23 protein-coding genes are annotated in these 21,598 nt (G+C 62.1%); 18 read left to right on the top strand and 5 right to left on the bottom strand.

Annotated elements, in window-relative coordinates; genetic code table 11:
• Positions 1 to 44: 44 nt before the first annotated feature.
• From SIB46_RS04185 to SIB46_RS04130, 12 genes are all read left to right on the top strand, one after another.
• Complete coding sequence (locus SIB46_RS04185) at positions 45 to 1,460, top strand: form I ribulose bisphosphate carboxylase large subunit (RefSeq protein ID WP_413297289.1); 1,416 nt, start codon at positions 45 to 47, stop codon at positions 1,458 to 1,460.
• Positions 1,461 to 1,519: 59 nt separating this feature from the next.
• A complete protein-coding gene (locus tag SIB46_RS04180; RefSeq protein WP_011935237.1) occupies positions 1,520 to 1,861 on the top strand; it encodes a ribulose bisphosphate carboxylase small subunit in 342 nt (113 codons plus the stop codon).
• Between the two features lie 79 nt (positions 1,862 to 1,940).
• Positions 1,941 to 4,283, top strand: coding sequence for a CsoS2 family carboxysome shell protein (locus SIB46_RS04175; protein WP_413297288.1), 2,343 nt, complete (start codon positions 1,941 to 1,943; stop codon positions 4,281 to 4,283).
• Positions 4,283 to 5,818, top strand: a complete 1,536-nt coding sequence (locus tag SIB46_RS04170) for a carboxysome shell carbonic anhydrase (RefSeq protein ID WP_413297287.1) — start codon at positions 4,283 to 4,285, stop codon at positions 5,816 to 5,818. Before SIB46_RS04175 ends, SIB46_RS04170 begins: the two co-directional genes overlap by 1 nt.
• 2 nt (positions 5,819 to 5,820) lie before the next feature.
• Positions 5,821 to 6,090 (top strand): carboxysome peptide A, encoded by a 270-nt coding sequence (locus SIB46_RS04165; protein WP_413297286.1) that lies wholly within the window; start codon positions 5,821 to 5,823, stop codon positions 6,088 to 6,090.
• Positions 6,090 to 6,341, top strand: a complete 252-nt coding sequence (locus SIB46_RS04160; protein WP_413297285.1) for a carboxysome peptide B — start codon at positions 6,090 to 6,092, stop codon at positions 6,339 to 6,341. The genes SIB46_RS04165 and SIB46_RS04160 overlap by 1 nt, the downstream gene beginning before the upstream one ends.
• 48 nt (positions 6,342 to 6,389) lie before the next feature.
• Positions 6,390 to 6,899, top strand: a complete 510-nt coding sequence (locus SIB46_RS04155; RefSeq protein ID WP_413297284.1) for a BMC domain-containing protein — start codon at positions 6,390 to 6,392, stop codon at positions 6,897 to 6,899.
• Positions 6,900 to 6,904: 5 nt separating this feature from the next.
• Positions 6,905 to 7,396, top strand: a complete 492-nt coding sequence (locus tag SIB46_RS04150; protein ID WP_413297283.1) for a ferritin-like domain-containing protein — start codon at positions 6,905 to 6,907, stop codon at positions 7,394 to 7,396.
• On the top strand, positions 7,393 to 9,252 hold the full coding sequence (locus tag SIB46_RS04145; protein WP_413297282.1) for an NAD(P)H-quinone oxidoreductase subunit F: 1,860 nt from the start codon (positions 7,393 to 7,395) through the stop codon (positions 9,250 to 9,252). Before SIB46_RS04150 ends, SIB46_RS04145 begins: the two co-directional genes overlap by 4 nt.
• Positions 9,249 to 10,754, top strand: a complete 1,506-nt coding sequence (locus SIB46_RS04140; RefSeq protein WP_413297699.1) for an NADH-quinone oxidoreductase subunit M — start codon at positions 9,249 to 9,251, stop codon at positions 10,752 to 10,754. The genes SIB46_RS04145 and SIB46_RS04140 overlap by 4 nt, the downstream gene beginning before the upstream one ends.
• Positions 10,754 to 11,893, top strand: a complete 1,140-nt coding sequence (locus tag SIB46_RS04135; protein WP_413297281.1) for a CO2 hydration protein — start codon at positions 10,754 to 10,756, stop codon at positions 11,891 to 11,893. The genes SIB46_RS04140 and SIB46_RS04135 overlap by 1 nt, the downstream gene beginning before the upstream one ends.
• A gap of 9 nt (positions 11,894 to 11,902) precedes the next feature.
• Entirely contained in the window at positions 11,903 to 12,154 is a 252-nt protein-coding gene (locus SIB46_RS04130) for a 4a-hydroxytetrahydrobiopterin dehydratase (RefSeq protein ID WP_413297280.1), read from the top strand.
• On the opposite strand, the gene dnaA is transcribed toward SIB46_RS04130, so the two are convergent.
• Positions 12,140 to 13,525: a chromosomal replication initiator protein DnaA gene (gene dnaA / locus SIB46_RS04125; protein ID WP_413297279.1), complete on the bottom strand. Its 1,386-nt coding sequence runs from the start codon at positions 13,523 to 13,525 to the stop codon at positions 12,140 to 12,142. The genes SIB46_RS04130 and dnaA overlap by 15 nt on opposite strands.
• Before the next feature lie 177 nt (positions 13,526 to 13,702).
• Here dnaA and SIB46_RS04120 point away from each other — a divergent pair, with 177 nt between their 5' ends.
• The 3 genes from SIB46_RS04120 to SIB46_RS04110 are packed head-to-tail and all read left to right on the top strand — an operon-like array spanning position 13,703 to position 16,012.
• The gene (locus SIB46_RS04120; protein WP_413297698.1) at positions 13,703 to 14,767 is read left to right on the top strand and encodes a trypsin-like peptidase domain-containing protein; all 1,065 of its coding nucleotides are present in this window, start codon (positions 13,703 to 13,705) and stop codon (positions 14,765 to 14,767) included.
• Positions 14,764 to 15,339 carry a TIGR04282 family arsenosugar biosynthesis glycosyltransferase gene (locus SIB46_RS04115; protein ID WP_413297278.1) on the top strand — a complete coding sequence of 192 codons (576 nt, stop codon included), beginning with the start codon at positions 14,764 to 14,766 and terminating at the stop codon, positions 15,337 to 15,339. Before SIB46_RS04120 ends, SIB46_RS04115 begins: the two co-directional genes overlap by 4 nt.
• Positions 15,308 to 16,012, top strand: coding sequence for a TIGR04283 family arsenosugar biosynthesis glycosyltransferase (locus tag SIB46_RS04110; RefSeq protein ID WP_413297277.1), 705 nt, complete (start codon positions 15,308 to 15,310; stop codon positions 16,010 to 16,012). The genes SIB46_RS04115 and SIB46_RS04110 overlap by 32 nt, the downstream gene beginning before the upstream one ends.
• Here SIB46_RS04110 and SIB46_RS04105 read toward each other — a convergent pair whose 3' ends face one another.
• Positions 16,013 to 16,531 carry a GNAT family N-acetyltransferase gene (locus tag SIB46_RS04105; RefSeq protein ID WP_413297276.1) on the bottom strand — a complete coding sequence of 173 codons (519 nt, stop codon included), beginning with the start codon at positions 16,529 to 16,531 and terminating at the stop codon, positions 16,013 to 16,015.
• A 27-nt stretch (positions 16,532 to 16,558) separates the two neighbouring features.
• Here SIB46_RS04105 and SIB46_RS04100 point away from each other — a divergent pair, with 27 nt between their 5' ends.
• Positions 16,559 to 17,254 carry an alpha/beta fold hydrolase gene (locus SIB46_RS04100; protein ID WP_413297275.1) on the top strand — a complete coding sequence of 232 codons (696 nt, stop codon included), beginning with the start codon at positions 16,559 to 16,561 and terminating at the stop codon, positions 17,252 to 17,254.
• Here the strand turns inward: SIB46_RS04100 and SIB46_RS04095 are convergent.
• Entirely contained in the window at positions 17,227 to 18,990 is a 1,764-nt protein-coding gene (locus SIB46_RS04095) for an ABC transporter ATP-binding protein (protein WP_413297274.1), read from the bottom strand. The two genes, SIB46_RS04100 and SIB46_RS04095, sit on opposite strands and share 28 nt — an antisense overlap.
• Positions 18,987 to 19,628, bottom strand: a complete 642-nt coding sequence (hisG, locus tag SIB46_RS04090) for an ATP phosphoribosyltransferase (protein ID WP_186550060.1) — start codon at positions 19,626 to 19,628, stop codon at positions 18,987 to 18,989. The genes SIB46_RS04095 and hisG overlap by 4 nt, the downstream gene beginning before the upstream one ends.
• Positions 19,629 to 19,695: 67 nt before the next feature.
• Here hisG and gloB point away from each other — a divergent pair, with 67 nt between their 5' ends.
• A complete protein-coding gene (gloB, locus tag SIB46_RS04085; RefSeq protein ID WP_413297273.1) occupies positions 19,696 to 20,466 on the top strand; it encodes a hydroxyacylglutathione hydrolase in 771 nt (256 codons plus the stop codon).
• A 44-nt stretch (positions 20,467 to 20,510) separates the two neighbouring features.
• Entirely contained in the window at positions 20,511 to 20,909 is a 399-nt protein-coding gene (locus SIB46_RS04080) for a RidA family protein (protein ID WP_413297272.1), read from the top strand.
• Here the strand turns inward: SIB46_RS04080 and SIB46_RS04075 are convergent.
• The gene (locus tag SIB46_RS04075) at positions 20,906 to 21,592 is read right to left on the bottom strand and encodes a DUF4079 domain-containing protein (protein ID WP_413297271.1); all 687 of its coding nucleotides are present in this window, start codon (positions 21,590 to 21,592) and stop codon (positions 20,906 to 20,908) included. The genes SIB46_RS04080 and SIB46_RS04075 overlap by 4 nt on opposite strands.
• Positions 21,593 to 21,598: the final 6 nt, after the last annotated feature.

The raw sequence follows: 21,598 nt of genomic DNA, 5'->3' as shown, positions 1-21,598 counted from the left end.
ACGCTGATCCCAACCATTGATCTCATCCCATCGGAGTAATCCCTATGAGCAAGAAGTACGACGCCGGGGTAAAGGAGTACAGGGACACTTACTGGACTCCTGATTACGTTCCCCTCGATACCGACCTGCTGGCCTGCTTCAAGTGCACCGGCCAGGAAGGTGTTCCCAAGGAAGAAGTTGCCGCTGCTGTGGCTGCTGAATCTTCCACCGGTACCTGGTCCACTGTGTGGTCCGAGCTCCTCACCGACCTCGACTTCTACAAGGGCCGTTGCTACCGCATCGAAGACGTCCCTGGCGACAAAGAGTCGTTCTACGCCTTCATCGCCTATCCCCTCGACCTGTTCGAGGAAGGCTCCATCACCAACGTTCTGACCTCCCTGGTCGGCAACGTGTTTGGTTTCAAGGCTCTGCGCCACCTGCGTCTGGAAGACATCCGCTTCCCGCTGGCCTTCATCAAGACCTGCTACGGCCCGCCGAACGGCATCGTGGTCGAGCGCGACCGGATGAACAAGTACGGCCGCCCGCTGCTGGGTTGCACCATCAAGCCGAAACTCGGCCTGAGCGGTAAGAACTACGGCCGTGTGGTGTACGAATGCCTCCGCGGTGGTCTTGACTTCACCAAGGACGACGAGAACATCAACTCCCAGCCCTTCCAGCGCTGGCAGAACCGCTTCGAGTTTGTTGCCGAAGCGATTCGCCTGGCTGAGCAGGAAACCGGCGAGAAGAAAGGTCACTACCTGAACGTGACCGCCAACACGCCGGAAGAGATGTATGAGCGCGCTGAGTTCGCCAAAGAACTCGGTATGCCGATCGTCATGCACGACTTCATCACCGGTGGCTTCACCGCCAACACCGGTCTGTCGAAGTGGTGCCGCAAGAACGGCATGCTCCTGCACATCCACCGCGCCATGCACGCGGTGATCGACCGTCATCCCAAGCACGGCATCCACTTCCGTGTGCTGGCCAAGTGCCTGCGCCTCTCCGGTGGTGACCAGCTCCACACCGGCACCGTGGTGGGCAAGCTCGAGGGTGACCGTCAGACCACCCTGGGTTACATCGACCAGCTGCGTGAGTCCTTCGTTCCCGAAGACCGCACCCGCGGCAACTTCTTTGATCAGGACTGGGGTTCCATGCCCGGCGTCTTCGCCGTTGCTTCCGGCGGCATCCACGTCTGGCACATGCCCGCCCTGGTCACCATCTTCGGCGACGATTCCGTCCTGCAGTTCGGTGGTGGTACCCACGGTCACCCCTGGGGTTCCGCTGCTGGTGCAGCTGCCAACCGCGTGGCCCTCGAGGCTTGCGTCAAGGCCCGCAACGCCGGTCGTCACCTGGAGAAAGAGAGCCGCGACATCCTCATGGAAGCCGCGAAGCACAGCCCCGAGCTGGCCATCGCTCTCGAGACTTGGAAGGAGATCAAGTTCGAGTTCGACACTGTCGACAAGCTCGACGTCCAGAGCTGATCAAGCCATCGGCCGGTTGATGCAACCGGCCAAATCCATTTCACACACCCAGGAACAACATGCCTTTCCAGAGCACCGTGGGTGACTATCAAACAGTCGCCACCCTGGAGACCTTCGGCTTCCTCCCGCCGATGACCCAGGACGAGATCTACGACCAGATCGCTTACATCATTGCCCAGGGTTGGAGCCCGCTCATTGAGCACGTCCACCCCAGCAATTCCATGGCCACCTACTGGTCCTATTGGAAGCTTCCCTTCTTTGGCGAAAAGGACCTCAACCTGATCGTCAGTGAGCTCGAGGCTTGCCATCGCGCCTATCCCGACCATCACGTGCGGATGGTTGGTTACGACGCCTACACCCAAAGCCAGGGTTCTTGCTTCGTGGTTTTCGAAGGCCGCTGAGCCCTTCTCTGATTTCTGATCAGACCGGTCCCCGCTGCGGCGGGGACCCCTTACCAAGATTTTTTTTCCGGGGGCGGATATGGCAACACAATCCAGTCGTGAGGCCGCTTTGGCCCGTCGCATGGCCCTCTCCAGTGGTGGTAAGACCGCGGAGAAGCGCTTATCAACCAGCGCCGGTCGTGTGCGCACCGCTGCAGAGGCACGTCCGAGCCGCACTTCGGCTCCAGCCATCCCTCCCCGTCAAGCGTCGGCCGCCGCTCCAGTCGCTGCTGCTGAGATCAGCAGCCATGCGCCGGCTCGTCGCTCCAGCCCCACTCGCGTTGCGAATCCAAGCCGCGATCTCGTCTTGGCTCGCCGTGAGGCCCTCTCACGTCGCGGCAAGCGAGCGGATACAAGCAGCGATCGCAACCGAGCTGAGGCATTCCATAAAGAAAAAGCTGCAGCTCCAGCCCCTGCTGCAGCCAAGAAAGACTGCGATTGCCATAAGACCCGTTCAGAGGCTCCAGCAGCCGCAGCCCCTGCTCCCACCAGCTTGAGCCTGGATACCAAATCCGCCGCCAGCAAGCGCGCCACCCCCCGCCGCGCCGCTCAGCACAACCCCAGCCGATCACTGGTGTTGGCTCGCCGGGAAGCGCAATCCAAGCGCGGTAAGGCGGCAACCACTTCTCAATCCAGCGGTACCGCTGCTGTGGCGCGTCAGGGCAACCCCGACATGAGCAGCCGCGAACTGGCGCTCAAGGTGCGTGAATTGCGCAGCAAGAGCGGTGCGGCCTCCAAGTTTGGTGGCAAAGCCGCTGGTGCACCCACCCGTCCAACGGGCCCCAACCGCCACGGCGCCAAGCAAGCCGCTGCGGCTGATGCCCATTGGAAAGTTGGCGCCAGTGAGACCCTCAGCGGTCAAACCGTCACCGGTACCCAAGCCAACCGCTCGGTGAAGACCACCGGTAATGAAGCGTCCACCTGCCGTTCGATCACAGGTACCGAATACCTCGGCGCTGAAGTGTTCCAGGCCTTCTGTCAGGGGCAGCCGGCCGCTCAGCAACCCGCCAAGGTCCGCGTCACCTCCACCAGCCACGGCAATGCCGTGACGGGTAATGAAGTCGGCCGCAGCGAAAAGGTCACCGGCGATGAGCCCGGCACCTGCAAAGCCGTCACCGGCACCGAATACATCGGCGCTGATCAAGCCTCGGCCTATTGCGGTGGTGTGACTCCCTCTGTGGCCAAGGTGGGCCGCGGGGTCACCTTGGGCGGTCAGGCCGTCTCCGGCGTGATGGTGGGCCGCAGCGAGAAGGTCACCGGTGATGAGTCCGGTTCAGGTCTGCAGCTCACCGGTGATCAATACATCGGTTCGGAAGCTCCGATTGCAGGTCGCGGCGCTACCAAAGTCACCAGCCTCAACACCCTGCGGGGCACTGGCGTCACTGGAACGGCCGTTGGCCGCGCCTCCCGCATGACCGGCAATGAAGCTGGCAGCTGCCGCGCCATCACTGGCGATGAATACATCGGCTCCCAGCAATACGAAGGCTTCTGCGGCACCCGGCCTCCAGCTGAAGCCGCCAAAGTGGGCTTCAGCATCACCAACCGCAATCAGGTGGTGAGTGGCACCCGCACTGGCCGTTCGGCGATGGTCACTGGTGATGAGCCCGGCAGCTGCAAAGCCGTCACCGGCACTCCTTATGCCGGCCTTGAGCAGTCAGGTGAGTTTTGCGGCGCCCGCGCCGTGGACAGCGTGCGTGAGCGCACCCCTGTTCGCAACTCCAACCGCATGACCGGCATTCAGCCCGGAATTGGTGGTGTGATGACCGGCGCTGAGCGCGGCGCTTGTGAAGACGTCACCGGCACCCCCTATGTGGGCGCTGATCAGCAGGCTGCTAATTGCGCCTCCGGCCGCGGCGCTGACTTTCCCCAAGCCCTGCAAGGTCAGAGCTGGCAGCAGTTCAGTGTTCAGTCGCCGGCCCAGGCCGCCATGGATGAGCGCGCCCGCACTGGCCATGTCACTGGCAGCACCTACGAGCAGGGTGGCCGCATCACCGGCCCCTTCGACATGGCTGGCGGCAAGGTGACCGGCACCGAGCAGTTCCGCTTTGATCGCAACGATGCCGCTGCTCTGCAGGCCAGGGTTCAAGCCCAGGCTCCGGTGTCGATGGATGAGGACCAGCACCCCACCTCACGGGTAACCGGTGAGGGTTCAGGCACCAAGATCACTGGTGATGACTGGGATCGCGGCAGCCACGTGACCGGCACCGAGGGTGCTTCGGCACGCCGCCGTAACCCATCTCGGGTTGGCCCCATGAACGCCATGGTGATGATGCAGCAGAAGCGCAATGACGAGGTCCCCCTGCCCGTGAGCCCGGTCACTGGTTCCAGTGGCAACACCGATAAGGGCTCCCTCATCACCGTTTCCGGTGGCGCACGCGGCTGATGCGTGCCCGTCGCGGCAATGTTCAGCGCCCCATGGCACCGACGGCTCCGCGCCGTCGCCCGGCCATGGTGAGCAGCTTGGCCGAACGTGCCGGTGGTAACGCCGCTGCGCGTCGACCCAGCTCAGCTGTTTGGCCGCGTGATCAACACCCCCTGAGTGATCCAACCCGTAATGCGGAGTTGCAGCGCTACGAGCAGGAGGTCAAAGGGGCGTTTGATCGCATCGTTCCGGTGCTGCAGCAGCTCTCGTTTCAGCAGCATGAGCCCCGTTTCCCTGAGGTGGCTCAGGCCTTGGCCCATGCCGAGCTGGGCTTTGCCCTGCCGCAGCCGATTCTCGAGAACGCCTGGGTTGGTCAACTCGACATGCGCACTCTCTACGCGTGGTGTGTGTTTGAGACCTACCAGCGCATCAGCGATCAGTTCTTCTCAAATGATCCGTTAGCGGGCAACCAAGGTGACGCCTTTGAGCAGTTCCTTTTCGACTGCGGCTTTCATCTGCTCGACGTCACGCCTTGCGCGGATGGCCGTCTGGCCCATGCCATCGCCTATGCCCTGCGCATTCCGCTGAGTTGCGTTCGCCGGCGCCCCCACGCAGGGGCCCTGTTTGATATTGAGGACACCGTTGAGCGCTGGGTCAAAACCGAGCATCGCCGCTCCCGTGAGGGGTACCCCAATGCGGCCCACGACCCGACCCGTTATCTGAAGTGCGTCGTCTATCACTTCAGTTCCATTGACCCCAGACATGAGGGCTGCGCCGCCCATGGTTCCGATGACGGCTTGGCGATCTCTGAGGGCATGGCACGGCTCAAGGCCTTCCGTGAAGCGGTGGAAAAGGGCTTTTGTTGCGGGGCATCGGTTGATCTGCTGTTGATCGGCCTAGATACCGACACCGATGCGATTCGCGTGCACGTGCCCGACCGCGATGGCGAGGCTGCCCTGGATCAGTGGGTGGATGCCCGCGAGCTCTACGCCGAGACCCTGGGATTGGATTCCGCTTCAGCCCGCGCCCACATCGCAGCGGCCGTGCAAGCCGCTTGCTCAGGGCCAACCGATCCCGGCATGAATCAATTCATTGCCCGTTTGATCGAAAACAACATCTCCCAGATCGACTACGTCAAACAGTTCCACGGCGGCAACTACAGCGACGCCGGCCATGCCGAGCGCTTCATCGGTGTGGGCATTGGTTTTAAGGAGATTCATCTGCGCAACCTCACCTACTTCGCCCACCTCGACACGGTGGAGGAGGGGGCCCCGGATCTCGATGTCGGCATCAAGATCTTCAGCGGTCTCAATGTCACCCGCGGACTGCCGATCCCGGTGGTGGTGCGGTTTGACTACCGCGGCAGTGTGCCGGGAGCCCGCGAGCGCGCCATCGCTAATGGTGAACGGGTGATGGCGGCGATGCAAAACCGCTACAGCGATCTCTTTGAGAAGGGCCTGCTGCACCTGTTGCTGTCTGTCCGCGACCGCAACCACTTCGTGCCGTCTGAAACGGTACGGTCCACCATCACCATCCCCACCCCAGGAGGTCACTGAGCATGATCATCGTCAAGGTCATCAAGCCACTGGTCTCCACGAACAGGATTCCAGATTTCGAGCACAAGCACCTGCAGGTCGTTCAAGACGGCAGCTCGAAAAAAGTGGCTGTCGATGCGGTTGGCGCCAAGCCGGGCGACTGGGTCATTTGCGTTGGTAGTTCCGCGGCCCGTGAAGCGGCTGGGAGCAAGTCCTATCCCAGCGATTTAACGATTGTCGGGATCATCGATCACTGGGACCCCGATGCCCCCAAACCGGCGGCAGCAAGCTGATGGAAATCATGCAAGTGGTGGGGTCATTGGTGTGCAGCTATCGGGTCGGTGGGCTCGATCACATGCATCTGCGCGTCTTGGAAAACAACAAGGGCAAACAGTTGGTAGCCGTTGACCCGGTGGGGGCTTCCCCAGGGAACTGGGTCTTCACAGCTAGTGGTTCGGCAGCCCGCTTTGCTTGCCCGGATCCAACGGTGCAAACCGATCTCACCATCGGCGGAATCATTGATTTCTGGGCTCCCGACGGCTGACCCGGATCTCACGCTCCCCCCTGATCCCCTCGACACCTCCAGCACTCCATGGCCACTCCGACTCCCCGTAAACCCTCTAGCGGTAGCAGCTCACCGCGGGCTGGTAGTGCAGCGTCTGGCAGCAATCAGCCCGCTAAGGCTCTGCCCCCCGCAGAAACCACAACGCAAAAGGCAGCGGCCAAGCCGGCGGCAACCGCCAAGCCCAGGACAACCTCTGCCCGCAAGCCTCCAGCCCGTCAGAGCGCAGCAGCCACGGTGGATCCGGTGCAGGGGATTGCTCTGGGGATGATTGAGACCCGTGGTCTGGTGCCTGCGATCGAGGCGGCCGATGCCATGACCAAGGCCGCTGAAGTGACCCTGATCGCGCGGGAATTTGTGGGCGGCGGTTACGTCACCGTGATGGTGCGCGGCGAGACCGGTGCTGTGAATGCGGCGGTGCGTGCTGGCGCCGATGCCTGCGAGCGGGTTGGCGATGGCTTAGTGGCCGCCCACATCATTGCCCGCCCCCATGTGGAGGTTGAGCCGGCCTTGACCGCAAGCGGACAGCGCCGCAGCTGATCACGATGGCGCGCCAGCTCCACCACCGTGTTCTGGCGGCTTTGGGTCAGGCGTTAAGCCTGGAACTCACAGCCGTTCAGCAGTATCTGACCCATGCCGCTTTGCTGGAGGCCTGGGGGGATCCGCTGACCGCTGATCGTTTTCGCCAAGAAACGGTGGAAGAGATGCGCCACAGCGAGCGCATCATTCAACGGATGGTGAGCCTGGGTTTGGCCCCGGCGGCCTCCCAGCTGCAGCCGGTAGCAACAGCTACCGATCTGCGGGGCCTGCTGGAGGTAAACACCCTCCTCGAAGATCAACTGGTGCGCCATTACGCCGAAGCTCATCGCTTCTGCCAGTTGGTTGGTGACGCTGAGCAGGCCGCCTTCTTCTCTGAACTGCTCTCCGAGGAAACGGCACACGCCCAAGGTCTTGCCCAATGGTTGCGGGAGCTAAACGTTCCCGGCGTCAACTCGATAAATTCTCCTGACTTGCGACCCCCAGCCCGCGCCGCTTGAACGCCCATCTCCCACTGTCCATCCAGCTCTCTTGGCTGATTCCGTTGTACGGATTCAGTGGAGTGCTCCTGTCGCTGCCCTGGGCAACCGGCTGGGTGAAGCGCAATGGCCCGCGCCCTGCGGCCTACTTAAACCTGTTGATGACCGTGCTGGGTGTGGCCCACGGCAGCCTGATCCTGGCTTGGGTTCAGCAGAACGGTGGGGTGGTGATCGAGTGGCCCTGGTTTGAAACCTCTGGGCTTGACCTGCGCATTGGCTTTGACCTGAGCCTGACCAACCTGGCGGCCCTGGAGTTCGTCACGATCATGAGCCTGCTGGGGCAGGTGTTTGCCCTCGGCTATCTCGATAAGGAGTGGTCGTTAGCCCGCTTCTATGCGCTGCTGGGCTTCTTTGAAGGGGCCATGGCAGGCGTGGTGCTGAGCAGCAACTTGTTCTTGAGCTACTTCGTGCTTGAGATGCTCACCCTCTCCACCTATTTGCTGGTGGGGTTCTGGTACGCCCAGCCTTTAGTGGTCACCGCTGCCCGTGATGCCTTCCTCACCAAGCGGGTGGGCGATGTGCTGCTGCTGATGAGTGTTGTGGCCTTGGCCGCTTGGGCTGGGTCCCTGGATTTTGAAGACCTCTATGTCTGGGCCGCTCAGGTGAAAGCCGATGGCTCGGTGAGTCCGTTGCTTGGCACCTTGATTGGCTTGGGTTTGATTGCCGGCCCCATGGGCAAATGCGCCCAGTTCCCCATGCACCTCTGGCTGGATGAGGCCATGGAGGGCCCCAATCCTGCGTCGATTTTGCGCAATTCAGCGGTGGTCACCTGTGGTGCTTTGGTGCTGCTCAAGGTGATGCCGCTGCTGCAGCTCTCCCCGGTGGCCATCGATGTGTTGCTGATCGTGGGCACCATCAGCTCCATTGGTGGCGCGCTGGTGGCGATTGCTCAAGTTGATATCAAGCGGGCGTTTTCCTACGGCACCACCTCCTATCTGGGGCTGGTGTTCGTGGCCATCGCTGTGCAGCAACCGATCGTGGCGGTGCTGCTGCTCTTTGCCCACGGCTTGGCCAAGGCCTTGATCTTCATGAGTGTGGGCAGCGTGATTGCCACCACCAATTGCCAAGACATCACCGAGCTCGGTGGCTTGGGTCCTCGTATGCCAGCCACCACAGGCAGTTACTTGATCGCGGGAGCTGGCCTCACCGGGGTGCTGCCTCTGGGCTGCTTCTGGTGTTTTGGTTTGTTGGTGGATGGTCTTTGGCCCAATTACCCCTGGCTTGTGCCCGTTGTTCTGCTCACCAACGCCCTGACGGCCTTCAACCTGGTGCGTGTGTTCCGCCAGGTATTCCTCGATAAGCCCCATCCCAAAACCAAGCGCACACCTGAGGTGAATTGGTTGATGGCCCTGCCGATGGTGAGCTTGGCAGTGGTGGTGTTGCTGGTGCCGCTGATCTTCCACCGCATCTACCCCATCGCCGGGGTGGAAGTGGTCAGCATGGTCAGCATGGTGGCCGTTGTGCTGAGCAGCCTGGTTGGGGTGGCATCGGCTGCGGCGATTTCACTGGATAAATTCGGCTCCCGCTCGGTTTTCAAGCCCCTGCGCACCCTCCAGGATTTGCTGGCTTACGACTTCTACACCGAGCGTTTTTATCGCTCCACCGTGGTGGCCTTTGTGGCCTTTTTGGCCCGCATCACCGATGCCTTTGATCGCTTGTTGCTCAACCGCTTTGTGAACCGAATCGGCAGTAGTTCCATGGTGTCGGCTGAAGGGCTGCGTCTGGCCGTCAGTGGGCAGACCCAGTCCTATGTGCTGACGGTGCTGCTGGCCATCGTGCTGCTGCTGTCAGCGCTGGTTTGGTGGAGGGCTGCCTGATGCTCACAGCTCTGTTGTTGATCCCCTTCCTCGGGGGCCTGGCTCTGCTGCTGCTTCCCTCCAGCGTGGCTCCGGTGCGCATGCGCAGCGTGGCCATTGTGTTCTTGTCGCTGCAGCTGCTGCTGTCGGTGGCGCTGTTGATTCCATTTGATCCTTCGGTGGGAACGCCCCAGCTGGTGGAGTTCACCCCTTGGGTCAGCCGCATTGGTTTGGATTACCGCCTGGCGGTGGATGGTCTGTCGCTGCCGCTGATCTTGATCAATGCCGCGCTGACCTTGGTCTCGGCGGTTTGCACCCGTGATTTTGACCAGCGTCCGCGCATCTACTTCTCGATGCTGCTGCTGATTAGCGGCGCGGTGAACGGGGCCTTTTTGGCCGACAACCTGCTGCTGTTCGTGATCTTCTACGAGCTGGAGCTGATCCCCCTTTGGCTGCTGATCGCGGTGTGGGGCGGGGCCAACCGGGGCTATGCCTCCACCAAGTTTTTGATCTTCACCGCGGTTTCAGGCTTTTTGATCCTGGCGGCCTTCTTTGGCTTGGCCCTGGTGAGCGGCAGCGTCAACTTCAACATCACCCCAGCGCTCACCGAAAACTTGCCGGTGGCCACGCAGCTGGTGCTGCTGGTCACGCTGCTGATTGGCTTTGGCATCAAGATTCCGCTGGTGCCATTCCACGTCTGGCTGCCGGATGCCCACACCCAGGCCTCCACGCCGGTGTCGGTGATGTTGGCCGGTGTGCTGCTCAAGCTCGGCACCTACGGCTTGCTTCGCTTTGGCCTTGGCCTGTTCCCAGAGGTTTGGCCTTTGGTGGCCCCCTGGCTGGCGATTTGGGCGGCGATTTCGGTGCTGTATGGATCGCTGGCAGCTATCGCCCAGAGCGACATGAAGCGCATGGTGGCGTTTAGCTCGGTGGGTCACATGGGCTATGTGTTGCTGGCCGCTGCTGCGGCCACTCCCACCGCCCTGTTGGGGGCTGTGTTCCAGATGGTCAGCCACGGCGTCATTTCAGCCCTGCTGTTTCTTTTGGTGGGCACCGTTTATCGCAAAACCGGCACGCGCGATCTCAGCGTGATTCGCGGGTTATTAAACCCTGAGCGCGGTTTACCCCTCACCGGCACCTTGATGATCCTTGGGGTGATGGCCAGTGCCGGTCTGCCTGGCATGGCTGGATTCATCTCCGAATTCCTGGTGTTTCAAGGCAGCATCCAAACCTTCCCGTTGGCCACCTTGCTCAGCATGGTGGGCTCTGGCCTGACGGCGGTTTACTTCTTGCTATTGGTCAACCGCGCCTTCTTTGGCCGGTTGGCGGTCACTCCGGTGGAGGATCCTGTGGCCCACGGCCGTTTGGATGTGCAATTGGCTGCTGTGGCTCCGCGCGAAACCATCCCAGCTGTGGCTTTGGCCCTCTCGGTGGTGGGCATTGGTTTGATCCCCTCGGCCCTCTCGCGCATCAGTGATTCCGCCACCCAGCTGATGGCGCAACTGCCAGGAGGTATGGGCTAATGCCAGTCATTCCAGCCGAGCAGGTCCACGCCGGGCCCCATCCCACCCAGGAGGAGTTGGCTCAGACCCTGCTCGCCGGCCAAACCCTGCTCGATGACACCCCGGATCACGTGATCCAGGTGGTGGACGTGCTCAAAAGCTATGGCGAGGTGCTCGATGCCTACAGCATCAATCTCATCTACCAAGCCGAAGAGCAGTTCCTCAATCCCTTCCCGGTTCTCAAATACCTCGACGGTGATGTCTCGCCGGCCAAGTTGTGGCGCCATTTCTGGCACGACCGCATCAACTTTGAATACGCCGAGTACTGCATGAAGGCCATGCTCTGGCATGGCACCGGCGGCTTGGACGAATATCTCGACTCGCCTGAATTCGCCAGCAATTGCGAGGCGATCATTGCCTGCAAGCGCCGGCGTGATCCTCTGCAAGGACTGCTGCATCCCCTCTTCCCCCAGTTCCTGCCTGAACTGATTCGCACCGCTGCTACCACCCATGCCCTGGGGCAGTTTTGGCGGATCATGAGCGATTTGTTCATTGACCTCGCTGATGCCGAAGCCAAAGGTGAGGTGAGCTCCATCGCTGGCGTGGTGGATTTCATCCGTGATCGCCTGGTAGCCGCTGCTGGCAACCCGATCACCTACAAGGTCCGCATCGGCGGGCAAGACTTCTGGGTGCTGCCGCCTGAGGCGGGGCTCACCTTCTTGGTGGATGTCGCTGTTCCCTATGTGGAGGCTGTGTTCCTGCGCGGCACCCCGTTCCTTGGGACCGTGTCGTTCAACGCCCAGGCCAAGCAGATTTCAGCGGATCAAGCGAGCTTTAAGTACGGCGCCCTCTACGCCGATCCCCTCCCCAGCATGGGCGCGGGCATCCCCCCCAGCCTGTGCATGCAAGACATGTACCGGCATCTGCCGGAACGGCTGCACAATTGGTATCAGAACTGCACCAGGGGCGAAGGCGATGTGCGCGTGAAGATCTGCCAGAGCTTTCAAAAATCAATGTTCTGCGTCACCAACGCCGCCATCAAAGGCACGTTCCCCCACCCCCTCGACAGCACGGACCAAGCTGAGCAAGAGGCCAATGCGGCCTACGCCAATGCCTGGGCGAGCCGGCTCGTCGTCGCTCGCACCAACGCCCTGGGGTAGGTTCCAGCAATGGACCAACCCTGGACATTGCGCAAGCGCCCAGAGCGTTTAGAGCGCCGCATTGAGTTTGCGGATTACGAGCAGACCCGCGAATTCCTTGAGAAACTCAACAGCCTTTCGGAGCAACACTCCCGCTACCCAGATATCAGCTTCGGCCGCACCTACGTCAATCTGACCATCGCGCCGGAGTCCGGTGAGGAGATCACTGAGGCCGATCATCAGCTGGGCGCTCAGATCGACAGCCTCCTATCGGCGTCTTGAATTGATTTGCAGCAGGTCTTTGACCTGTTGCACCTGGGAGGCAAGCCCTGGGTCGGTTGCCAGTTTCTTTTCCACCTGCTGCACCGCATACATGACGGTGGTGTGGTCTTTGCCGCCAAAGTGATCGCCAATCTTGGGCAGACTCAGGTCAGTGCACTGACGCATCAAGTGCATGCCCACTTGGCGAGCCTGGCTCACAGCGCGTTTGCGGCTGCTGCTGCACATGTCTTCGGTGCTAATGCCAAACACCTCGGCCACCTTCTCCAGCACAACCTTCGGGTTGATGTCGCCCTCTGGCATGCCAGTGCCCAAAAGCGGCGCCACGGCATCAACGGTCATCGGCAGGCCTGTGATCGAGGCAAAGGCCACCGCTCGGGTGAGGGCCCCTTCCAATTCGCGAATGTTGGAGGTGAAGCGCCCGGCGATGTACTGGATCAGATCGCGGGGTAGGCGCATCTGTTCCTGCTCAGCTTTTTTGTGCAGGATCGCCATGCGGGTTTCTAGATCGGGCGCCTGAATGTCGGCGATCAGCCCCATCGAGAAACGCGAGATCAAGCGTTCTTGCAGGCGCTGAATTTGGCTGGGGGGCCGGTCGCTGGCGATCACAATCTGGCGGCCCGCTTCATGCAAGGCGTTGAAGGTGTGGAAGAACTCCTCTTGGGTGTATTCCTTGCCTTCGATGAACTGAATGTCATCGACCATGATCAAATCCGCGGCCCGATAGCGATCGCGGAAGGCTTGCATGCCGTCTTTGCGAATCGCCAGGATTAAGTCATTGGTAAACGTCTCTGTTGAGACGTAGAACACACGCGAATCAGGATCAATTTCGAGGCGATAGTGGCCGATCGCCTGCATCAGGTGAGTCTTGCCAAGCCCAACGCCTCCACAGAGGAACAGGGGGTTGAATTCACGGCCTGGTGATTCGGCAACCGCCAATGCCGCCGCATGGGCCATGCGGCTGTTGGGACCCACAACAAAACGTTGGAAGGTGTAACGGGGATTGAGGTTGGATTTCTGGCGTGTCTTAGGTGTTGCCGGCTGACTGACCGGCAGCGGTGTTGGGGCTGGAGCCGGAGTGGCCTCAACGCTGCCAACCGGTTCACTGCTGGCTTCATCACCGGCTTGGATTTGCACTTCCACCGGCCCGCCACTGATGGCGCTAGCCACTTCAGCGATCAAACCCAGGTAGTTGCGCCGCAGCCAACCGGCGGCAAATGGGTTGGGAGCTTCCAGCACGAGGCGGCGCTTTTCAGCGCTCACGCAAACGGCTGGACGGATCCAAGTTTCAAAGGTTGGCTTGCTGAGATTCGACTGCAGCTCAGCGCGGACCTGATCCCAGAGATTGCTGATGGGAACTGGGGAGGCCGCCACGTGAAGAACCGATCGACCCGCCAGGGAGACCGAGAATATAGGGGGTGCGGCGGCGACTAACTGACTAACGCGATACTGATCTGAAGTGTCATATCGCTGCCCCCTTTCAGAGCCTTGTTCCGATCCTTTTTTGTCTCTGCGAGCTCCCTGACCGGCCTGGCTGGCGTGCTGGTTTTGATGGGCTGCCAGGGCGGCGTGCAGCAGCAGGGGGATGGTCAAGTTCCTGTCATCAGTGATGCGCCGGCGGCGGCGCCGTTGAAGCCGGGCAGCAGCTTTGTGGCCGATGCCGTGGCCAAGGTGGGTCCAGCAGTGGTGCGCATCGATACGCGCCGCCAGGTGGTGAACCCCATGGGCATCTTCAGTGGTGGCCCTCCGGTGCAGCAGCAACAGGGCCAGGGCTCTGGGTTCATCACCCGCTCCGATGGTGTGTTGCTCACCAATGCCCATGTGGTGGAAGGAGCCGGCACCGTCACGGTGACCTTGCCCGATGGACGCAGCTTCCCCGGCAAGGTTCTCGGCGCTGACACCTTGACCGATGTGGCCGTGGTCAAGGTGGCAGCCCAAGGGCTGCCTGTGGCCCCGCTGGCCAATTCAGCCGATGTCAGGCCGGGTCAGTGGGCCATTGCCATCGGCAACCCCCTCGGGCTCGACAACACTGTGACGATGGGGATCGTTAGTGCCATTGCGCGCCACAATGCCCTTGGCGGCGGGCAACGGGTGGCCTACATCCAGACCGATGCCGCTGTGAACCCTGGCAACAGCGGCGGCCCGCTGATCAACGATCGCGGCATGGTGATTGGCATTAACACCGCCATTCGCCAAGCCCCAGGGGCAGGCCTGAGTTTTGCAATTCCGATTAACAAGGCCAAGCAGGTCGCCCAGCAGATCCTGCAGCGGGGCCGCGCCAGCCATCCCTATCTGGGGGTCCGGTTGCAGGCTCTAACGCCGCAGTTGGCCCGGGAGGTCAATGCCACCGGGAATCCATGTCAGTTGCCGGAGCGCAAGGCGGCCTTGATCGTTGATGTGGTGGCGGGCACGCCAGCGGCTGCCGCTGGCTTGAAAACCTGTGATCTGATCACAGCCATCGGAGAGAAACCCGTGAAGACGCCTTCGGAGGTTCAGCTGGCGGTGGAGGCCGCCAAGGTGGGCCAGCCCTTGGCGGTGACGATTGAGCGTGATGGTGCATCTCAGACCCTGGAGGTGAATCCCGCTGAGCTGCCCCAATCCCCGAAGCGCAATTGAGCCTTGCGCTGATTGTTTTGGCGCGTCAGCCCAGTCCAGGCCGCTGCAAACGCCGTTTGGCCGCATCCATTGGCGATCAATCAGCAGCGCGCGTTCAGCAGCGTTTGCTGGCCCACACCGTGGCCGTTGCCCGGCAGTGGCAACAGGCTCAAGCCGGCGCTGTGGTGAGCCTTTGCTTAGGGCATCACCAGGGATCTGGTGGTTTGGGGCTGCGCATGCAGCGTCAGCTGGGACGCGCGGTGCGTGCCGGCGCCACGGCGGCGGTGCTGGTGGGTTCGGATCTGCCCGGCTTGAGCGTGCAACACATCCAGCAAGCGTTCAGCGCTTTGCACCACGCGCCATTGGTTTTGGGACCGGCCTGTGATGGTGGGTATTGGTTAGTGGGCTTAACAGCGGCAGGGCACCGTCAGCAGCGCGGCCGTTTGTTCAGTGGCATTGGCTGGGGCGGCAGTGATGTGTTGCAGCAAACCCTGCAGCAGGCAGCTGCACTGCAATGGAGCCCCCAGTTGCTCCGCTACCAGAGCGATCTCGATTGGATCGATGACATGGCGCCTTGGCATGGTGCGGCCTGATCCCGGCGATCGCTCCCAGTGGAGTGTGGTGATCCCGGTGCTCCAGGAGGCCCAGCAGCTGCCATCACTGTTAGCGCAATTGCAGGGTCAAGAAGAGGTGTGGGTGGTGGATGGCGGCAGCCGCGATGGCAGCGGTCAGATCGCCCGCTCGATGGGCGCCCATTGGCTGCGTTCAGAGGCGAGTCGGGGCGTGCAATTGCGTCTTGGTGCCGCCCAGGCCACGCGCCCTTGGCTGTTGTTTTTGCATGCTGATGCCCGGTTGCCGAGTCAATGGCCGTTGGCTTTGGCGCGGGTGTTGCGTGATCCAGCCGTGGCTGCTGCGGCCTTTCGCCTCCGGGTGAATGGACGCGGTTGGAAGCTTCGCCTCTTGGAGCAGCTGGTGGATTGGCGCTGCCGTTGCCGTGGCTTGCCCTATGGCGATCAAGGGTTGGCGTTGGCAGCTGATGTCTACCAGCGATCGGGCGGCTACCAACCGATTCCCCTGATGGAAGACCTGGAGTTGGTGCAGCGCTTGCATCGCCATGGCGATGTTGTGCAGGCCCCTGCCGCTGTGCAGGTCAGCGCGCGCCGCTGGCAACGGCTGGGGGTGTGGCGCAGCAGCTGGCGCAATGCGCAATTGCGCCGGGCTTGGCGGAAGGGGGTTCCGATCGACCAGTTGGCAGGCCTTTATTGATTAGCGGGCGTACCAGAACACGCAGCGCTCCCCTCGGGGCTCCAGGTCCCAGCCCTGGGCTTTGTAGAAGCTCACCACGTTGGCATCGGCAAACAGGGTGACCTTTTCCACCTCCATCGCCCGCAAGCGCTCCAGCAGCACCTGCATCAGGCCTTTGCCCAAACCAGCGCCTTGGTAGAGGGGGTGAATCGCTAGATCCCAAATCGTGGCGTCGAGCACGCCATCACCGGTGCAGCGAGCAAAGCCGATCAACTTGGGCACCCGAGGGTCGTGGCGCCAGAGGCCAACCACCAGCAGTGAGTTGTTGAGGGCTTTGCGCACCCGCCTCAGGGGACGGCGGCTCCAGCCCACGGCATCACAGAGCTGCTCGAGTTCCACCAGGTCGACTTCGCGCTCAAAGCTGGTGACCAGCCGCAAATTGGGATTGCAGGTGGTCAGTTCGCGCCAATCTTTGCCGTAGAGCTGATCGAGCAGCGGCTCCGCCTGCCAGGCTGGATTGGCTGCCAGTGAGGAGGCCATGGGACCTGGGCTGCCGGCCAGCACCGGATGAGTGAGAGCACCAACTTACGAGAACCGCACGCCCAACTGGTGATGGCCCATGGATGGCTGTTGCGTGGGCGCATTTGGCAGCCCTTGCAGCAGCAGCTTGAGCCGCAGTGGTCCTGCTGGGCGCCTGATCTGCCGGGCTTTGGCTCTGCTCAACGCCCCCCAGGCCTCAGTCCAACCCTGCCGGCCTACGGCCGCTGGTTGGCGCAAGAAGCGAAGGCGCGCGCTGCCGGTGGCCCGCTGGTGCTGCTCGGCCATTCGCTCGGCGGCAGCGTTGTGCTCCATGCCGCTGCCTTGCTAGGGGATCAACTCCAAGGGATCGTGTTGCTGGGTTGTGGCGGTGGGGTTTACCAGCGCCGGCCATTTACGCGGTTGCGCCAGGTGGGCTGCGCCCTGTCGTGGTTCCAAGGCGATCGCCGCGCTGCCCGCGGCCTACTGCTCAACAGCACCCAGCGCCGTGCGGTGGCGGGCTTGCCCAAGTTGGTGTCGCAACTGGCCATGCCAAGCCTCTGGGTTGGTGGCGACAACGATCAGGTCATGCAGCCGCTCTATGTGCGGCACTTGGCTGGCTATGCCCCGGATCATCAGATCGAGGTGATTCCAGGCGCGGGCCATTTGCCCATGCGTGATCAACCGGTTGCCTTGGCTGAGGTGCTGATTCCCTGGCTTCAGAGGCTGGCCAGTCCCCGCTCTTGAAGCTCCGCCAGCTGGGCATAGAGGCCCCCTTGGCGGCGCAGTTCCTGGTGGGTTCCCTCCTCCACGAGCCGGCCCCGCTTGAGCACCAAAATGCGATCACTGGCTTCCACCGTGGCTAGCCGGTGAGCGATCACGATTGCGGTGCGCCGTTGCAGCACCCGCGCCAGATCCCGTTGCAAGGTCGCTTCGGTGCTGGGGTCCATAAAGGCGGTGGCCTCATCCATCACCAACACCGATGGATCGCGCAGGGCCACACGGGCCACGGCCAGCAGTTGTCGTTCTCCCGAGCTGAGGTTGCCGCCGCGTTCGCGCAATGGGGTGTCGAGTCCTTGCGGCAGCCGTTGCAGCAAGGGATTGAGGCCAAGGTCAGCGCAGATCTGCTCCAGTTCGGCCCTGGGGCGCTGGGTGTCCAGCGTCAGGTTGTCGGCCACGCTGCCGCTGAATAAGAACGTGTCTTGCAGCACGACCCCCAAGCGTTTGCGCAGGGTGGGGATCGGCAGATCGCGGATGTCCACCCCATCGAGAAGGATGCGTCCCTGCTGCGGTTCATAGAGCCGGCACAACAGCCGGATCACCGTGCTCTTGCCTGAGCCGGTGGGCCCCACCAGGGCCACATGTTCGCCGGCTCGAATATGCAGATTCAGGTTCTGCAGAATCGGCTCATCGGGCCGATAGGCAAAGCACACATCCTCAAAAATCACCTCCCCCTGTGTTTGCAAGCTGCTGGAGCGGCCGCGGTCCACGATCTCCTGGTGTTCATCAAACAGTTCACCAATGCGTTCCACTGCGGTGAGTCCGGCTTGGAACTGCGTGAAGCGCTCCGCTAGCTGCCTGAGGGGATCAAACAGCCGCTGGGCATACAGGATGAAAGTGGTGAGCACCCCCAGGCCCATGGCTTCGGCTGACACCAAGCTGCCGCCCACGGCAAGCACCAGCGCCACGGCTGCCAACGACACCCACTCCAGCAACGCTGAGATGGAGCTATCGAAAAAGATCGTGCCGTTAACGGCCTTGCGGTACAGCGCATTGGTGCTGCCGAAGCGCTCGCTATTGAGGCGTTCGCGGCGAAACATCTGCACCACCTCTAACCCCTGCAGGTTCTCCTGCAGGTCGGCGTTGAGTTGGCTGAGCTCTTCGCGCACGCGGTAATTGGCTTTGCGATAGCGCTGCTGCAGGGTGATCACCAACCAGGTCAGCGGCGGCTGCAACAGCAGCAACATCAAGGCCAACCGCCACTCCACCGTCAGCATCAAGGTGGCGATCACCAGCAGGGTCACTACATCGCCAAGTACGCCGATCGCGCCACTGCCAAAGACTTCCGCCAACGCATCAACATCGCTGGTCAGCCTGGTAAGCAACTTGCCGACAGGGGTGCGGTCGTGAAAGCGCAGCGAGAGATCCAGGGAGTGGCGAAACAGGTCCACCCGCAAGCGGGCTGTGAGCCGTTGGCCGATGCTTTGCACCAAAAAGCTTTGGCTGCCCTGCAGGGCCAAACGGAACAGCACGGCCGCCAGCAAGAGGCCAATCAGGCTTTGCAATGCTGCGCTTTGCTCCATGGCCTGCAGCCAGCCCCAGGCGTTTTCGCCGCGCAGCACGGCGATCACCTGGCCCACCAGTAACGGCTGCACGGCAAGCGCGCCCGAGAGGGGTAGCAGCAGCAGCAGGGCGGTGAGGAGCCGGCGGCGATCGCGCCTCAGGTAAGGCAGCAAACGCCGCAGGCGTTTGAGATCACTCATGGGGTAACGCCTTGGCCCTCCATGGCCTGCACCAGCTCGTTGAGCTCGCCGGTGTCGAGGCGGAGGGCCAAGGGATTGCCAATCAAGCGCGCGGTGCTGTGGAAGAGATCTTCAATGGCAATGAGGCCGTTGTCCCGCAGGGTGCGGCCGGTGGCGACCAAATCAACGATCGCTTCGGAGATGCCCGTGATCGGACCCAACTCCACTGAGCCTGTGAGGTGAATTAGCTCCACCGGCAGGTCCAGTTGGTTGAAGAATTCCTGGGCTGAGTTGGTGAATTTGCTGGCCACACGGCAGTGGGCCGGCAGGTCGCTAGCGCGGCGGTAGGGGCTGCTTTCCTTGACGGCAACGGCCATGCGGCAGCCGCCAAAGCCCAGGTCGAGCAGTTGGGCCACCGTGCGTTGTTGCTCCTTGAGCACGTCGTAGCCCACCACCCCCAACTGGGCTTGGCCATAGGCCACGTACACAGGCACATCGCCATTGCGCACCAGTAGGGCCCGGGCGCGGCCGCAGGCGCTGGGCAGCATCAACTGGCGGTTATCGGCCGCGGTGATGGCACTGAAGTCGAGGCCGGCTGCAGCAAAGCGGGCCACCGAATCCTTCAGCAGGGCGCCTTTGGGCAGAGCGACGGTGAGCATGCTGTTTCCGCTCCAGCGCTGGACTTTAACGAGCAGCCTTCACACTGGTGTGAGAAGCCTTGTTTGCGTGGAGATCCAGCGGCTACCCGTGCTGCGGGACAACTATGTGTTTGTGCTGGTGGATCGCGCCGCAGCCGCCGCAGCCGTTGTTGATCCAGCGGTGGCCAAACCGGTGATTGCGGCCTTGGAGGCCCAACAGCTTCAGCTCAGCGTGGTGCTGCAAACCCATCACCACAGCGATCACATTGGCGGCACCCCAGAGCTGCTCAGCCGCTGGCCCGGTGCTCAGGTGTGGGCCGCGGCCTCCGACCGTGCGCGCATCCCCTTTCAAACCGATGGGCTGCGCGGGGGAGATCAACGGCTGCTGTTCAACCGCCCGCTGCAGGTGTTGGAGGTCCCCGGCCACACCCGTGATCACATCGCCTTTTTCTTTCCGGCCAATGGCGGCGAAGGCCCTGAGCTGTTCTGCGGCGACACCCTCTTTGCTGGCGGGTGTGGGCGGCTGTTTGAAGGCACCGCCGAGCAGATGCTGCGCTCCCTAGATCAATTGAGCGGCTTGCCGCCAGCCACCCGGATCTGGTGCGCCCATGAGTACACCGAAGCCAATTTGCGCTTTGCGATCACCCAGGAGCCAGGCAATCCAGAGCTGCAAGCACGGTTTCAGCAGGTGCAAGCCATGCGAGCAGCTGGAGAAGCCACGGTTCCATCGTCAGTGGCCCTTGAGCGCGCCACCAATCCCTTTCTGCGCTGCCGCGAAGCCTCCCTGCAGCAGGTCAGTGGTTGCAAGGAACCGGCCTTGGTGTTGGCTGAAATCCGGAGCCGCAAAGATCTGTTCTGAGCGATGGAGTGGCCAGGGATGATGGGCCTAGATGGTTCATCCCGATGAGCGCTGCTCCCCTCGAAGCTGTTGAAACGCAGGCCGCTCCAGCCCCGGTGGGGCCTTACAACCAGGCGGTTAAAGCCGGCGGCATGTTGTTTTGCTCAGGCCAGATCCCCTTGGATCCCGCCAGCGGAACCATGGTGGGCGGAGGCGATGTGGAAGCGGAAACCCGCCAGGTGTTGAGCAACCTCAAAGCGGTGCTCACCGCTGCCGGATGCAGCCCCCAGCAGGTGGTGCGCACCACGGTCTTCTTGGTTGACCTCGGCGACTTCGCCAAGGTCAATGCCATCTACGCCGAGACCTTCGGCCATGGCGTTGAACCGGCGCGTGCGTGCGTTCAGGTGGCGGCGTTGCCCAAGGGGGCCAAGGTGGAGATCGATTGCATCGCTGTGCTGGCTTAGTTCGGCGACGGGGATGGACAGACCCGTTCGGCCCAGTTGCACTGCTGCAAAAACGGTTGTTGCCAGCTCAGCGGAATCTCCAGCAAATCGCGGCTACCGCTGATCCCTTGGCTAAGGAACAAAACGGCTGCCAGCACATTGGCGCCCAGGTGCAGGCGTCGCCAGGACAGATACCGCTGGATTTCCGGCCAGGCCGCCAAGTTGAACAGCATGAGCCCGCACACCAACACTCCCCCCCAGTAGTGGGATTGCCAGAAGGCTGCCTCCAAGGGGTTGTCACTGAGGCGAAACACCTCGGGCTGGGCGCCCAAGGCCAACACGCCGCTCCAGGTGATCAATCCAAAACTCAGCCTGAGCCCGGCGGATTGAACCCGCCACAGAGCCAACAAGCTGGTGGCTGTCCCGAGCCACGCCAGTAGCAATGGCAACTGGCGTGAGGTATTTGCTGTTTGTTTGCTGCTGATCACAACCGCCAGTGCAATCAACACCAGCACCACCACGGCGGAAGCCAACCACTGCCCCAGTTGGCTGTGATCACGACCGGTGATGGCGGGCAGCTTGGCTTGGTGAACACGGCGTTGGCGGGCTTGCCAGCCAAGGCGAACCACGATCCCGAGCAACGGATAGATCAGCACCACCGCCAAGACGGGATGCACTAGCAACCACCAGTCGAGGGTTTGCATCGCCCC

Origin of the sequence: Synechococcus sp. MIT S9452 (genome assembly GCF_047304245.1) — a bacterium.
Taxonomy (GTDB): Bacteria; Cyanobacteriota; Cyanobacteriia; order PCC-6307; family Cyanobiaceae; genus RCC307.
This window is presented reverse-complemented; position numbering and strand designations above follow the sequence as displayed.